General features: G+C 59.7%; 13 protein-coding genes. 5 read left to right on the top strand and 8 right to left on the bottom strand.

Annotated elements, in window-relative coordinates; all coding sequences use genetic code 11:
* Window positions 1–34: 34 nt before the first annotated feature.
* From FMN63_RS05650 to FMN63_RS05640, 3 genes are all read right to left on the bottom strand, one after another.
* Window positions 35–1,126, bottom strand: a complete 1,092-nt coding sequence (locus tag FMN63_RS05650) for a 5-(carboxyamino)imidazole ribonucleotide synthase (protein ID WP_148582969.1) — start codon at window positions 1,124–1,126, stop codon at window positions 35–37.
* Window positions 1,127–1,153: 27 nt separating this feature from the next.
* Window positions 1,154–1,642 carry a 5-(carboxyamino)imidazole ribonucleotide mutase gene (gene purE, locus FMN63_RS05645; protein ID WP_055661187.1) on the bottom strand — a complete coding sequence of 163 codons (489 nt, stop codon included), beginning with the start codon at window positions 1,640–1,642 and terminating at the stop codon, window positions 1,154–1,156.
* 149 nt (window positions 1,643–1,791) lie between these two features.
* Complete coding sequence (locus FMN63_RS05640) at window positions 1,792–1,998, bottom strand: YdcH family protein (RefSeq protein ID WP_023003497.1); 207 nt, start codon at window positions 1,996–1,998, stop codon at window positions 1,792–1,794.
* 356 nt (window positions 1,999–2,354) lie between these two features.
* On the opposite strand from FMN63_RS05640, the gene FMN63_RS05635 reads away from it, so the two are divergent.
* Window positions 2,355–2,534 carry a YdcH family protein gene (locus FMN63_RS05635; RefSeq protein ID WP_148582968.1) on the top strand — a complete coding sequence of 60 codons (180 nt, stop codon included), beginning with the start codon at window positions 2,355–2,357 and terminating at the stop codon, window positions 2,532–2,534.
* Between the two features lie 59 nt (window positions 2,535–2,593).
* On the opposite strand, the gene FMN63_RS05630 is transcribed toward FMN63_RS05635, so the two are convergent.
* Entirely contained in the window at window positions 2,594–4,234 is a 1,641-nt protein-coding gene (locus FMN63_RS05630; protein ID WP_502706265.1) for an acyl-CoA synthetase, read from the bottom strand.
* 195 nt (window positions 4,235–4,429) lie between these two features.
* Window positions 4,430–5,194 (bottom strand): sulfite exporter TauE/SafE family protein, encoded by a 765-nt coding sequence (locus FMN63_RS05625; RefSeq protein WP_148582966.1) that lies wholly within the window; start codon window positions 5,192–5,194, stop codon window positions 4,430–4,432.
* A gap of 184 nt (window positions 5,195–5,378) precedes the next feature.
* On the opposite strand from FMN63_RS05625, the gene FMN63_RS05620 reads away from it, so the two are divergent.
* Both FMN63_RS05620 and FMN63_RS05615 read left to right on the top strand, forming a co-directional pair.
* A complete protein-coding gene (locus FMN63_RS05620) occupies window positions 5,379–7,286 on the top strand; it encodes a propionyl-CoA synthetase (protein ID WP_148582965.1) in 1,908 nt (635 codons plus the stop codon).
* Window positions 7,287–7,422: 136 nt separating this feature from the next.
* Window positions 7,423–8,214 carry an SDR family NAD(P)-dependent oxidoreductase gene (locus FMN63_RS05615; RefSeq protein ID WP_148582964.1) on the top strand — a complete coding sequence of 264 codons (792 nt, stop codon included), beginning with the start codon at window positions 7,423–7,425 and terminating at the stop codon, window positions 8,212–8,214.
* A 64-nt stretch (window positions 8,215–8,278) separates the two neighbouring features.
* Here FMN63_RS05615 and FMN63_RS05610 read toward each other — a convergent pair whose 3' ends face one another.
* Window positions 8,279–10,087, bottom strand: coding sequence for an ABC transporter transmembrane domain-containing protein (locus tag FMN63_RS05610; protein WP_148582963.1), 1,809 nt, complete (start codon window positions 10,085–10,087; stop codon window positions 8,279–8,281).
* 320 nt (window positions 10,088–10,407) lie between these two features.
* Here FMN63_RS05610 and rpmE point away from each other — a divergent pair, with 320 nt between their 5' ends.
* Window positions 10,408–10,632, top strand: a complete 225-nt coding sequence (gene rpmE / locus FMN63_RS05605; RefSeq protein ID WP_006932159.1) for a 50S ribosomal protein L31 — start codon at window positions 10,408–10,410, stop codon at window positions 10,630–10,632.
* Between the two features lie 356 nt (window positions 10,633–10,988).
* Here the strand turns inward: rpmE and rcdA are convergent, their stop codons facing one another.
* The gene (gene rcdA, locus FMN63_RS05600) at window positions 10,989–11,528 is read right to left on the bottom strand and encodes a protease adaptor protein RcdA (protein WP_148582962.1); all 540 of its coding nucleotides are present in this window, start codon (window positions 11,526–11,528) and stop codon (window positions 10,989–10,991) included.
* A gap of 415 nt (window positions 11,529–11,943) precedes the next feature.
* Complete coding sequence (locus FMN63_RS05595; RefSeq protein ID WP_148582961.1) at window positions 11,944–12,141, bottom strand: DUF1192 domain-containing protein; 198 nt, start codon at window positions 12,139–12,141, stop codon at window positions 11,944–11,946.
* Window positions 12,142–12,322: 181 nt separating this feature from the next.
* Here FMN63_RS05595 and FMN63_RS05590 point away from each other — a divergent pair, with 181 nt between their 5' ends.
* On the top strand, window positions 12,323–13,327 hold the full coding sequence (locus FMN63_RS05590) for an NAD(P)H-quinone oxidoreductase (RefSeq protein ID WP_148582960.1): 1,005 nt from the start codon (window positions 12,323–12,325) through the stop codon (window positions 13,325–13,327).
* Window positions 13,328–13,415 lie beyond the last annotated feature (88 nt).

Here is a 13,415-nt window from a genome sequence, read left to right as displayed (position 1 = left end):
CGGGGCTTTTCAAACATCTATCGGCTGATCCAGGTCAGGACTTTCCGGAAATCCGGTTGACGTGGCCCATCTTGCGGCCTTCCCGGGTTTCGGCCTTGCCATAAACATGCAGACGGGCAGCAGGCTCGATCAGGACATCCTGCCAGGTATCGGCGTCGAAGCCGATGAGGTTTTCCATGACCGCATCCGAATGCCGCTCGGCGGAGCCCAGAGGCCAGCCGGCCACGGCGCGGATGTGCTGGTCGAATTGCGACGTCAGGCAGGCGTCCTGTGTCCAGTGGCCGGAGTTGTGCACACGCGGTGCGATCTCGTTGACCAGCAGCCTTTCGCCAGCGCCCTCGCGGACCAGAAACATTTCAACGCCCATGACACCGACATACTCTAGGCCGGCGACGATCTGCCCGGCCATTTCGCGGGCGGCATCCATCGTTTGCCCGGAAACGCCTGCCGGAACGGTCGAGGTTTTCAGGATGTGATTCTCGTGGTGGTTCCGCGCTACGTCATAACAGGCAATGGTTCCGTCCAGGTCGCGGGCGACGATCACCGAGACTTCACATTCGAACGGGATCAGCGCTTCCAGCACCATCGGCACCGAGCCGAGTTTTTCAAAGGCGCCTTCGGCATCCTCGGGCTTGCGGATCATCTGCTGGCCCTTGCCGTCATAGCCGAAGCGGCGGGTCTTCAGAACGCCCTTGCCGCCGAAGCGGGCAACGGCCTCGTCTAGATCCTGCTGCGAGGCGATGTCGGCAAAGTCGGCAATGGCGACACCGGTGCCGGACAGAAATTCTTTTTCGAACAGTCGGTCCTGGGATACTTCCAGCGCGCGAACGCCTGGGCGCACCGGAACCCTGGCATCCAGATGGGCCGCGGTCGCCCCCGGCACATTCTCGAATTCATAGGTCACCGCGGCGACGGAGGAAGCGAAGAGGTCTAGCGCGGCGATGTCCTCATAGGCGGCAACCGTATAGGCGGCACTGACGTCGAAGGCGGGACTGTTCGGGTCCGGACAGAAAATATGTGTCTTCAGACCGAGGCTGGCAGCTGATTGCGCCAGCATCCGGCCGAGCTGGCCTCCACCAAGAATGCCGATGGTGTCGCCGGGGCTCAAACGGGTTTTGGCGCTCATGATGTGGATCCTGCCAGAAGGGCTAAGTCAGTCGTTGGATGGTGTTTCGGCGACGGCGGCAGTGCGTTCGGCGCGGAACGCGGTGAGCGCGGCATCGATTGCAGGATCGTGCAGCGCCAGAACGGCAGCAGCCAGAAGCGCAGCGTTGGTCGCACCGGCCTTGCCGATGGCCAGCGTGCCCACCGGAATGCCAGCGGGCATCTGCACGATGGACAACAGGCTGTCCTCGCCAGAAAGCGCCTTGCTTTCAACCGGCACGCCAAAGACGGGAAGCGGTGTGAGCGCGGCGGTCATACCCGGAAGATGGGCGGCGCCACCTGCGCCTGCGATGATGATCTTGAAGCCTTCGGCCTTCGCGCTCTTGGCGAAGTCGTACATCCTGTCCGGTGTGCGGTGCGCGGAGACGATGCGTGCCTCGTAGCTGACGCCCAGTTGGTCCAGCGTGTCGGCGGCGTGTTTCATAGTCGGCCAGTCCGATTGACTGCCCATGATGATGGCGACATCCGCTTTTGCCATAAAGTGCTCCAGTTTCCGGCAGGCTCAGAAGAGCCGCGGAGTATAGGCAGCAAGCCGCGCATCGCAAGCGCGAATCCGCTACGACCGGGCCGGAAATTCACTTTCAGGGAACGTGCCGCCTATGTGGGAGCTCCCGTGGCGGAAAAGGGTCAGGCGATGATGTCGGGAAAGAGCTGGTCCTCCAGCGCTGTGATCCGGTCCTTGATCATCAGTTTCTTCTTTTTCAGCCGCTGCAGTTGCAAGGCATCTTGGTTCGAAGTTGAGGCAAGTGCCTCTACGGCCGCGTCAAGATCTCTGTGTTCCTGGCGAAGCTGCGCCAGTTGCAAACGCAACGCATCACTATCCATCTGCGCCATCTATGTCCCCTAAACAGGAGATAAGTCCTAATCCATTTTGCCGATCACGGGCAAGCTATCATCTTTGCTCCGCCAGGAGCCGGTTTTCAAAAATCGGGTGCATTCGCAAAGCGAACAGGGCGGGACGGTCACGATTTCGTATGTTGAAAACTTGTGAATTGGCAAATCTTTCAAGGGCAATTTTCGTGAGTTTTCGGGGACTTAATCGGTGGGGCATCTTTAGGGTTTCGTAAGGATACCTGCGAGAATGCATTATTTGACGGCGAAACGCTCAAGGTATGCGTAATCAGCAATCGACAACGCCGGAATTCCTGTGGCACGATGAAAATGTTGAGCCAACAGACAGGAGGACATCCATGTCAATGCAGTCGCATCTCGCAGAACTTGAGCGCCGTCACGCGGAAATGGAACGCAAGATTGAAGACGCTCAGATACGTCCGAGTACAGACTCTCTGCAATTGGCTGACATGAAACGTCAAAAGCTCAAGATCAAGGATGAGATTACGCGAATACGGGAAAATGAAACGCTCCATTAGAGGGGCGTCGTCCTGAATGTAAACGCCGCGCACCGCGCGGCGTTTTTGTTTTCGTCCCCTTAAAGTGCTTTTGCCTGATCCCGCAGCGCGAATTTCTGGATCTTTCCCGTCGAGGTCTTGGGCAGTTCACAGAAGACGAGGGTTCTCGGTGCCTTGAAACCGGCAAGATGCTGTCTGCAGAAGGCAATCAGATCGGCTTCGCTCACGGTTGCGCCGTCCTTGAGCTCGACGAAGGCGCAAGGGGTCTCGCCCCATTTTTCATCCGGTTTGGCGACCACTGCGACTGCCTGCACGTCGCCGTGCTTGTAGAGCACTTCTTCCACTTCAATGGACGAGATGTTTTCACCGCCGGAGATGATGATGTCCTTGGAGCGGTCCTTCAACTGGACATAGCCGTCTGGATGCAGCACGCCGAGGTCTCCTGAATGGAACCAGCCGCCCTCGAAGGCCTTTTCGGTGGCTTCCGGGTTTTTCAGGTACCCCTTCATGACGACATTGCCACGGAACATGACCTCGCCAAGTGTTTCGCCATCGGCGGGCACAGGTGCCAGCGTTTCCGGATCGAGCACCGTCAGACCCTCCAGCGCGACATAGCGCACACCCTGACGCGCCTTTTTCTGCGCCTGTTCGTCCAACGGCAGATCGTTCCACTCTCGCTTCCAGTCATTGACGACCGCCGGGCCGTAGACTTCGGTGAGGCCGTAAAGATGGGTGACGTTGAAGCCGGCGGTTTTCATGGCGGCCAGCACGCTTTCCGGCGGCGGGGCGGCTGCCGTGAAGAATTCCACTTCGCGGTCCAGGTCGCGCTTGTGCTCAGGGGCCGCGTTGAGGAGCGTCGACATGATGATCGGCGCGCCGCACAGATGGGTGACGCCTTCCTCGGCGATCAGTTCCCACATGGTTTGCGGCCGGACCCAGCGCAAGCACACATGCGTGCCGGCAACAAGCGACAGCGACCAGGGAAAGCACCAGCCGTTGCAGTGGAACATCGGCAATGTCCACAGATAGACCGGGTGCTTGGCCATCGAGGCCGTGATGACATTTGCTTGGGCCAGCAGATAAGCGCCGCGGTGGTGATAGACCACGCCCTTGGGATTGCCCGTTGTGCCGGAGGTGTAGTTGAGCGCGATCGCATCCCATTCGTCATCGGGCAGCGACCAGTCGAACTCCGGATCGCCTGATTGCAGAAATTCCTCGTAGTCGAGGTTGCCGAGCCGTTCGCCGTCCTGCGGGAACTGCGTGTCGGAAAAGTCGATCACGGTCGGGGTCACCGTTGCGATCGACAGGGCTTCCTTGACGACCGGCGCATATTCGCGGTCGGTGATCAGCACCTTGCAATCGGCATGATCGAGCTGGAAGGCGATGATTGCCGCGTCCAGACGCGTGTTCATGGAATGCAGCACGGCGCCCGCCATCGGTACCCCGTAGTGGGCTTCCAACATGGGTGGCACGTTGGACAGCATGACGCTGACCGTATCGTTCTTGCCGATGCCAAGCCGTGTCAAGGCAGAGCCAAGCTGACGCGCACGCCGATAAAACGTCTGGTAGTCGGTCCGCTGACGGCCGTGGACGATTGCAATCGTATCGGGAAAGACATCTGCCGCCCGTGCCAGAAAGCTCAACGGGCTGAGCGGTGCGTAATTGGCGGTGTTCTTGTCGAGACCCTGGGTGAAGGGGTTGACGCTGGCATCCATGACCATCCTCCCTGAAGCATCCTGCCGGCACATGGGGCGCGGGATGCTGAAAACGTCCTGAGACCGATCAACCGCTCCTTCGCCGCGTATGCAAGGCTCGGCAGCCAGTTGATTTTCGCCGTATCAAAACCGGAAACGGTTTGCCGCGCAATCGATCATTGGCAGGGCTATCCCCTTTGACGATCCGCTGTGTCCGCTTGCTCAGGCAAGCAGGCCCATCAGTCCGTCATAGGTCAGCTTGGCACCGATCAGGCCCATGAAGATATAGATGACGGCGTAGAACATTTCCGCCTTGACGACGCGCACCAGCCAAACCCCGACAAGGGTTGCCACCAGGGCCACGGGAAACAGCATGACGGAGGTCGACAGGTTGGTGGCGTCGAATTGTCCCAGCAGGAAATAGGGCACCAGCTTGATGGCGTTTACGGCGGCGAAAAAGATGACCGCCGTTCCGGCGAACATCAGCGGCGCCAAACGCAGAGGCAGCATATACATCTGAAAGGGTGGGCCGCCAGTGTGGCTGATGAAGCTGGTGAACCCGGCTATCGCACCCCAGAACGTGCCTTTGGGCAGGTTGTGGCCACTGGCAGTGGTGGCCTTGCGCTGCTTGAAAAGATAGTCGGCGACGAAGGCCAGCGACATGATGCCGATCAGGAAGATGACGAAGGCGTCGTTCACATAAGCTGCGGTGGCCCAGCCGATGCCGATACCAATCGCGGCGGCGGGCAGCAGGATGGTCAGGCTTTTCCAGTCCGCCCGGCCGCGATAGGCGATGAGCGCGACAACGTCCATGACGATCAGGATCGGCAACATGATGCCGGCCGCCTGAAGCGGGGAAATGACCAGCGCCATGATCGGCACGCCAAGCATGGCGAAAGTCCCGCCGAACCCGCCCTTGGACAGACCGACCAGAAAGACCGATGGAATGGCGGCCGCATAGAACCAGGGATCTGAAATGGGAATCATGTGCCGAGAAACGCGAGGAATAGAAGAGACAGGACCGGCAGACAATCATGCCAGAGTGCCTACGTAAAGTCCCGACAGTCGAATTGCCTATAAGCGGAGGCTTGCAATTTCAGGTTCCCATACAGCACTCTAGACCACAAAAGCTGGAGCTGTGTTTCCGGCCTGTGTTTGGGAGGACATTGTCATGGCAAGCCGGTATCAAGAGATCTACCAGGGCTGGAAACAGGACCCGCTCGGGTTCTGGAAGGACGCCGCAGAGGAAATCGACTGGGTCTCGACGGGGGAGAAGGTGTTCGATCCGGATCAGGGGCAATATGGCCGCTGGTATCCGGACTGGGAGTGCAACACCTGCTACAATTGCCTGGACAGGCATGTGGAGCGCGGCCGTCCCGGCCAGCCGGCGCTTGTCTACGACAGCCCGATTACCGGCCGCACGGCCTCCTACACCTATGCAGAGCTGCTGGAGGAAGTGGAAGCCATGGCCTGCGTGCTGGCCGACCGCGGACTCGTCAAGGGTGATCGGGCCATCATCTATATGCCGATGATCCCCCAGGCGGTGATGGCGATGCTGGCCTGCGCACGTCTCGGTGTCATCCATTCCGTCGTCTTCGGCGGGTTTGCCGCCAACGAATTGGCAACACGGATCGACGATGCGACCCCGAAGGCGATCATCGCAGCGTCCTGCGGCCTCGAGCCGGGCAGGGTGATTGCCTACAAGCCGCTGATCGATCAGGCCATCGATATTGCCGGACACAAGCCGGAAAGCTGTTTCGTTTTCCAGCGTGAGGAACTGGCAGCCGATGTCAATCCGGGGAGGGACCACGACCTCGGCGCGCTTCAGGCGGAAGCCATCGCGGCGGGGCGCAGGATCGCGCCGGTTCCGGTCAAGGCAACCGACCCGCTCTATATCCTTTACACTTCCGGTACGACCGGCCAGCCGAAGGGCGTCGTGCGCGACAACGGCGGCCACATGGTGGCGCTGAAGTGGTCGATGAAGAACCTTTACGACATTCAGCCGGGTGAAGTGTTCTGGGCGGCGTCCGACGTCGGCTGGGTCGTCGGTCATTCCTACATCTGTTATGCGCCGCTGCTGCACGGCTGCACCACCATCGTCTTCGAAGGCAAGCCGGTGGGGACGCCGGACGCGGGCACGTTCTGGCGGGTCATTTCCGACCACAACGTCGTGTCACTGTTCACGGCGCCAACTGCCTTCAGGGCGATTCGCAAGGAAGATCCGAACGGCACGTTCATTCAACAATACGATCTGTCGCAGTTCCGGTCGCTGTTTCTTGCCGGTGAGCGTGCGGACCCGGAAACGGTCAACTGGGCCATCGACCAGTTGCGGGTGCCGGTGATCGATCACTGGTGGCAGACGGAAACCGGCTGGTGCATCGTCGGCAACCCTGTGGGCCTCGGCCAGTTGCCGGTCAAGCCGGGGTCGCCGACCGTGCCCATGCCCGGTTACGACGTTCAGGTGCTTGACGATGCTGGCCATCCGCTGGGGGCAAATACGCTCGGTAACATCGTTGTGCAGTTGCCGTTGCCGCCTGGGGCCTTGCCGACGCTCTGGAACGCCGACAAGCGGTTCTTCGATGCCTATCTCGCCGAGTTCCCCGGCTACTACAAGACCGCGGACGCGGGCATAATCGACGATGACGGCTATCTGTCGATCATGGCGCGGACGGACGACATCATCAACGTCGCCGGTCACCGTCTGTCGACAGGGGGGATGGAAGAGGTGCTGGCAACGCACCCCGATGTTGCCGAATGCGCCGTCATCGGCATCGCGGACAAGCTGAAAGGGCAGCTTCCCTGCGGCTTCGTGGTGCTGAAGGCCGGTGTCGACCGGACCCATGAGGAGATCGAGAAGGAACTCGTGAAGCTGGTGCGTGAAAAGATCGGCCCGGTGGCGGCCTTCAAGATCGCAATCACGGTCGACCGGCTGCCAAAAACGCGCTCCGGCAAGATCCTGCGTGGCACGATGCGGCAGATTGCCGATGGCGAAACCTGGAAAATGCCGGCGACGATCGACGATCCGGCCATTCTGGACGAGATCACCGAAGCGCTCAAAACACACGGAATTTCCGTTTGAATTGACCAGGTGACGCAGCTGGAGGACGAGAACGGCCATCGACATAGCCGTTTTTGACACTTAAGGTCGGGCCGCCGCGAAGCGGCCCGCGTTTTTTTGCGTGTCAGATTTAAACTCAAGCAGCCGTGAGGTTTCCGTGTCTTTGGAAAATAAGGTCGCCATCATCACCGGGGCAGCCCGGGGGATCGGATTTGCAGTTGCCAAGCGCTTTGTCGCCGATGGCGCGAAAGTCGTGATAGCCGATGTGGATGACGAGACAGGTGAAGCTGCGGCAGAAGATCTGAAATCGCTAGGCGAGGCGATGTATATCCATTGCAACGTCGCCGAACGTCTGGATGTCCGCAATCTGGTTGCCGAGACTCTGAATGCCTATGGCGATATCGATGTGCTGGTCAACAATGCCGGCATCGTGGTCGGAGCGGATTTCCTCGACCTGGAAGAAGAGGATTTCGAGCGCGTCCTTTCGATCAACCTGAAAGGGGCTTTCCTGTGCTCGCAGGCCGTTGCCCGCCACATGGTTGAAAAGGTGCAGAACGGCGGTGAGCCGGGCTGTATCGTCAACATGTCGTCGGTCAATTCGGTGCTCGCAATCCCGAATCAGATCCCCTATTGCGTTTCCAAGGGTGGCATGTCGCAGTTGACCAAGACGACGGCCCTGTCGCTCGCCCAATACGGCATCCGCGTCAACGCCATCGGGCCGGGCTCGATCATGACCGAGATGCTGGCGTCGGTGAACAGCGATCCGGCTGCCAAGAACCGCATCCTGTCGCGGACGCCGATGCTGCGTGTTGGCGAACCGTCCGAAATTGCAAGCGTTGCGGCCTTCCTGGCCTCCAGCGATGCAAGTTACGTCACCGGCCAGACCATCTTCGCCGACGGTGGCCGTATGCCGCTCAACTACACGGTTGCGGTTCCCGACGACGCGTGATCGAGATCGAATTTCGTGATTGAGACAGGGCGGCGATCATGCCGCCCTTTTTACGTTTGAAGGGCTATGCGTTTTCCGCATCCAGCTCGGCGCCAAACTGCAGCCGGGCAAGCTTGGCATAGAGGCCTCCGGCCGCCGTCAGTTCGCTGTGCGTCCCGGTTTCGACGATCCGGCCGTTTTCCATCACAACGATCCGGTCTGCCTTGAGGACCGTTGCCAGCCGGTGGGCGATCACCAGCGTGGTCCGGTTTTCCATCAGCCGGTCGAGGGCTTGCTGAACCAGGTTTTCGCTTTCCGCGTCCAGAGCGCTGGTCGCTTCGTCGAGCAGCAGTACAGGGGCATGCTTCAGGACGGCGCGGGCGATGGCTATGCGTTGGCGCTGGCCACCGGACAGGGTGATGCCGCGCTCGCCGACCATCGTGTCGTAACCATCCGTCATCTTTTCGATGAAGGGCGCGGCCAGTGCGGCTTCCGCTGCCGCGATCACATCGTCGCGGCTGGCCTCGGGCCGCCCGTAGGCGATGTTTTCCGCAATGCTGGCGCCAAAGATGGCCGTGTCCTGAGGCACCAGTGCGATATGGCGGCGCAGGTCTTCCGGATCTAGGTCGGGCAAGGCAGCGCTGTTGAGGCGGATGACACCCGAAACCGGATCGTAGAACCGCATCAACAGGCTGAACAGGGTCGACTTGCCTGCGCCGGACGGCCCGACAACTGCGACGGTCTCACCCGGTGAAACAGTGAGGCTGAGGTCGCGAACGACAGGCATCTTTTCCGCGTTGCGATAGGCGAAGGACACGTCCTCAAAGACGATCTCGCCGCGCGGTGTCGCGGGCAGTTGGACGGGGTTCGCGGGCGCAGCAATTTCTGGCTCGATTTCCAGAAGCTCCGACAGGCGTTCGGCCGCGCCGGCCGCCTGCGATAGTTCGCCCCAGACCTCTGAAAGGGCTGCCAGGGACCCGGCAGCCAGAATGGAATAGAGCAGGAACTGGCTGAGTTCACCGCCGGTGATCCTGCCGGCGAAGACATCGCTCGCACCGATCCACAGAACGGCGACAATGCTGGCTCCAATCACCATGATGGCAAAGCCGGTAAGCGCAGCGCGGGCGACGATTGCCTGACGGGCAGCCTGGAAGGCCTGGTTGACTGCGTCCGAGTAGCGGCCTGCACTGAGGCTTTCATGGGTGAAGGCCTGCAAGGTGCGGACAGAGCCCAGCATCTCGCTGGCATAGGCTGACGCGTCAGCCAGCGTATCCTGGGCGAAGCGGGAGCGTTTGCGCACTTGACGGCCAAAGCCGAGGATGGGAACGAGAATGACCGGAATTGCCGCCAGCACGATGACGGACAGACGTGGACTGGTGACCACCATCATCACTGCAGCGCCCAGGAACATGATCAGGTTGCGCATGGCGAGTGATGCGCTGGAGCCGAAGGCAGCCTTGATCTGGGTGGTGTCGGCTGTCAGGCGCGAAAGGATTTCGCCTGATTTGGCGCTGTCGTAAAAAACCGGGCTGAGCCGGGTCATGTGGGAAAAAACGTCGGCGCGCACATCGGTCACGACACGTTCGCCAATCCACATAACCAGGAAATAGCGGACGGAACTGGCCGTTGCGAGCGCACAGACCACGCCGATCAGAACGGCAAAATAGGAATTGACCAGCGCGGGATCGTCGGCACCGAAACCGAAGTCGATCATCCGGCGGACGGCCGCTGGCAGAATCAGCGTGATGACCGCTGCGGAGAACAGAGCTGCAATCGCTGCCGCGACCATGCCCTTGTATCGGAAGAGATAGGGCAGCAGGCGGGTGAGCGGGCGAAGCGATCTGCGGGATTTTCCGGATGGGGACTGGGTTTCATTGGCAGGGGCGTCGGCCACTGGGGTCTCCTTGTTCTTTCCCCCCGTCTTAACATGTTCCGCCCGGCGGACAATGACTTTGGACAAAGCTGTTGAAGGGCTTTGAAACACCTTTGTCGGACGAAAGCAGGGCAGGACTGCAAGGGGCGGAAATCCTTTGCTGGACAGAGCGGGAAATTGCGGGAATTTGCCCCTTGTCTTGACCCCCGCCATGAGGTATATCCCCGCCTCATGTTTCTGAGGGCGGCGTCCGCAACCGGATCGGCGGCCCCTCACTTCGTTTTGCGTTTGCTTGGCGGCTTTCCCTGAAGGTTGTCGCAGGGCGCTTGAAAGGACCGGCCATGAAAGCGGATATTCATCCCGACTACCACACCATCAAGGTCGTCATGACCGATGGCACCGAATACACCACCCGCTCCACCTATGGTGCGGAAGGCGACACACTGACGCTCGACATCGACCCGACGTCTCACCCGGCATGGACCGGCGGCGACCGTCAGCTGATGGACCGTGGCGGCCGCGTGTCTCGCTTCAAGAACAAGTTCGCTGGTTTCCTGGGCTCCTAAGCCTCAGCCACGACAGCTTCAAACGAAAAACCCGGCCAGTGGCCGGGTTTTTTGTGTTTGGAGCGACTGCAGAACGTACAGCAAGTTCACGACGGGGGCTCCGAGGGCGAGCACCGCGAGACCCCGGGGGCTACTCGTTTTCAGAGAGCTGGCCAGAGCTCCGGACTGGATGGACGTTCGCGGGAAGGATAGCGTTGCCTGCTCCGGCGAGCGGCGCGGTGAATAGGCCCAGGATCTGCGCTTTGCCTATCCTGGGTGATGCCCCGGGGCTGCACCGGCACCCGGCGCAGGCTCTCACTCAAAACAAAAAAGCCGCCCTGCGGCGGCTTTCCGGATTTGAAAGTGTTTTAGCGGCTTCAGGCGAACTTGCCGAATGCGGCGTGCAGCTTGTCGATCTGGGAAGCGACCGGATTGTCGTTGGTGGCTTCTTCGACCTGCTCGGCTTCCTTGCGGTAGAGCATCTTGTCGAGATGCACGACGCGTTCCTGCAGGCGGGATGAGCGCTCGACCAGTTCACGCAGCGTTTCCGGCAGATCGTTCCAGGTCGGGCCGCCTGCGGCGGTGGACAGCTTGTCGAGACGAACCTTGTTCTTCTCGCTGCCGGCCTGCTCGCGGGACATTTCGCCTTCATTGACCGCACGCTGCAACAGCAGCCAGGAGGCAAGCTGCATAAGCCGGGTGGTCAGGCGCATGGATTCAGTCGCATAGGCCAGGGACGCTGGGCGGGGAAGCTGCTTGGCTTCTTCGCGGCCGCTACCGTCCAGGTACATCGCGGTTTCCTCGACCAGCGACATGCCTTCCTGAAACAGGTTCTGGAAACTGTCGGAGCTCGCAAGATGATGTGCGATATGAACTGCGCTGCCTGTTTCACCGGCTTTCTTGATGTCGTCCGTCATAGGATTGCTAAGCCTCAATTACTCTTCCGGTTATCCTGGCATCTCTTCCTGGTCTGTCCCGGGATATGACATCCCTTTTCAGATGTTCCTTTTTGAAACGATGCAGGTCTTTATGGCCTGTATCCAGCAAAGCGCGTGCCAATCAGAAAAATAAACGGCCATTAACCAGAACATTGACAAGATACTATGAGGCGGCGGCAAAAAAAAGAGCCGCTGTGTTGCGGCTCTGAAGTCTTTAACAGGGAGGCGTCAAACAGAGTGGACAGGAGCCACTCACATCCAGATGACTGGATAGCTATGTTTATAATTTGGAAAGATTAATAACAGGTAAACGAGTAAATTTTTACCTACCTGCTTTACTGTAAGTGCGCGCCAAAAAAGAGCATAAGCTCAAGAACTGTAATAATTTACAGGGTCACTTCTGGAAGATTGAGTTGGCGGCATCGCGAATAGTGCCGCGTTGCTCAAGCTCCTTCTGGGTACGGTTAATTTCAGCCTTCAAAGCATCGATCCGTTCTTCAAGTTCCACCTCTGAAAGACGCGACAGGTCTTCCCCTACGGCAACGGTGCCGGGAGTGGATTTTTTGGGGACATCTTCGTCAAAAAGGCTCATCGGTTTGCTCCATTGCGGCGCCAGGAAAGGGCTGGCCGCGTTTCCTGCCATGTTTTTCAGTGCGATCGGGCGGTTGCCACTCCGGGCCGTTTTCCTGCAAATAGACTGACACCGAGTTTACCATATGCTGGTCACAATTGGCCCAGCCAGTCCCAATATGAACCAAAAAGGAAACCTCCCCATGCAGAATCTGCCGGATCGTATGACCGCGGTTGCCATTTCAGAGCCGGGGGAGCCGGACGTTCTGCGTGCTGAAGAGCGTCCCATTCCCGAATTGGGACAGGGGGAGATCCTGATCAAGGTGGCAGCTGCCGGCGTCAACCGTCCGGATGTCCTGCAGCGCAAGGGTGCCTATCCGCCGCCCAAGGGGGCATCCGACCTTCCGGGGCTCGAGGTTTCGGGCGAAGTGGTCGCTCTTGGAGAGGGGGCCGTGCGTCACAAGATCGGCGACAAGGTGATGGCGCTGACGCCCGGTGGCGGTTATGCGACTTACTGCAAGGCTCCGGAAGGTCATGCCCTGCCGGTTCCCAAGGGGCTCTCCATGGTGGAGGCGGCAGCCGTTCCGGAAACCTTTTTCACCGTCTGGACCAATGTATTCGACCGCTGCGGCCTGACGAGCGGCGAGCGCTTCCTGGTGCATGGCGGCACGTCTGGTATTGGCACGACGGCGATCCAGCTTGCAAAGGCTTTCGGCGCGGAGGTGTTTACCACCGTTGGCTCAGCTGAAAAGGCCGAGGCGGCGCGAAAGCTGGGTGCGGACCATGCCATCAACTATCGTGAGGCAAAGTTCGAAGAGGAAATTCACGAGATCACCGGTGGGGAAGGCATCAACGTCATCCTGGATATGGTCGGCGGAGATTATGTCGAGCGGAACTGGAAGGCGGCGGCCGTCGAAGGGCGTATCTGCCAGATTGCAACGCTGAACGGCATTGGGGAGAACGTCAATTTCTCCCGGCTGATGGTCAAGCGCCTCATCCATACCGGATCGACCTTGCGCCCGCGCAGCGATGCCTTCAAGACAGCGATCGCGGAAAGCCTGACGGAGAAGGTCCTGCCTCTTCTCGAATCGGGCAAAGTCGCCCCGGTGATGGATTCCACCTATCCGTTGACCGAGGCTGCGGAAGCCCATCGGCGCATGGAAGGCTCTGGCCATATTGGTAAAATCGTCCTGACGGTAGATGTCTGATGCCGCAGGGATACCCCTGTGGATGCGATTGTTGCGCGAGTATTTGCGTTTCCGTGTGTTTCGACATATATTCCCGCCACTTTCCAGG

This window comes from Stappia sp. BW2 (assembly GCF_008107695.1).
Lineage (GTDB): Bacteria > Pseudomonadota > Alphaproteobacteria > Rhizobiales > Stappiaceae > Roseibium.
This window is presented reverse-complemented; position numbering and strand designations above follow the sequence as displayed.

Coding starts and splice junctions, on each gene's coding strand:
- rpmE (WP_006932159.1), top strand. CDS start 10,408: ATGAAAGCGGATATTCATCCCGACTACCACACCATCAAGGTCGTCATG.
- FMN63_RS05625 (WP_148582966.1), bottom strand. CDS start 5,194: ATGATTCCCATTTCAGATCCCTGGTTCTATGCGGCCGCCATTCCATCG.
- FMN63_RS05620 (WP_148582965.1), top strand. CDS start 5,379: ATGGCAAGCCGGTATCAAGAGATCTACCAGGGCTGGAAACAGGACCCG.
- FMN63_RS05630 (WP_502706265.1), bottom strand. CDS start 4,234: ATGGTCATGGATGCCAGCGTCAACCCCTTCACCCAGGGTCTCGACAAG.
- purE (WP_055661187.1), bottom strand. CDS start 1,642: ATGGCAAAAGCGGATGTCGCCATCATCATGGGCAGTCAATCGGACTGG.
- FMN63_RS05595 (WP_148582961.1), bottom strand. CDS start 12,141: ATGAGCCTTTTTGACGAAGATGTCCCCAAAAAATCCACTCCCGGCACC.
- FMN63_RS05640 (WP_023003497.1), bottom strand. CDS start 1,998: ATGGCGCAGATGGATAGTGATGCGTTGCGTTTGCAACTGGCGCAGCTT.
- rcdA (WP_148582962.1), bottom strand. CDS start 11,528: ATGACGGACGACATCAAGAAAGCCGGTGAAACAGGCAGCGCAGTTCAT.
- FMN63_RS05590 (WP_148582960.1), top strand. CDS start 12,323: ATGCAGAATCTGCCGGATCGTATGACCGCGGTTGCCATTTCAGAGCCG.
- FMN63_RS05635 (WP_148582968.1), top strand. CDS start 2,355: ATGTCAATGCAGTCGCATCTCGCAGAACTTGAGCGCCGTCACGCGGAA.
- FMN63_RS05650 (WP_148582969.1), bottom strand. CDS start 1,126: ATGAGCGCCAAAACCCGTTTGAGCCCCGGCGACACCATCGGCATTCTT.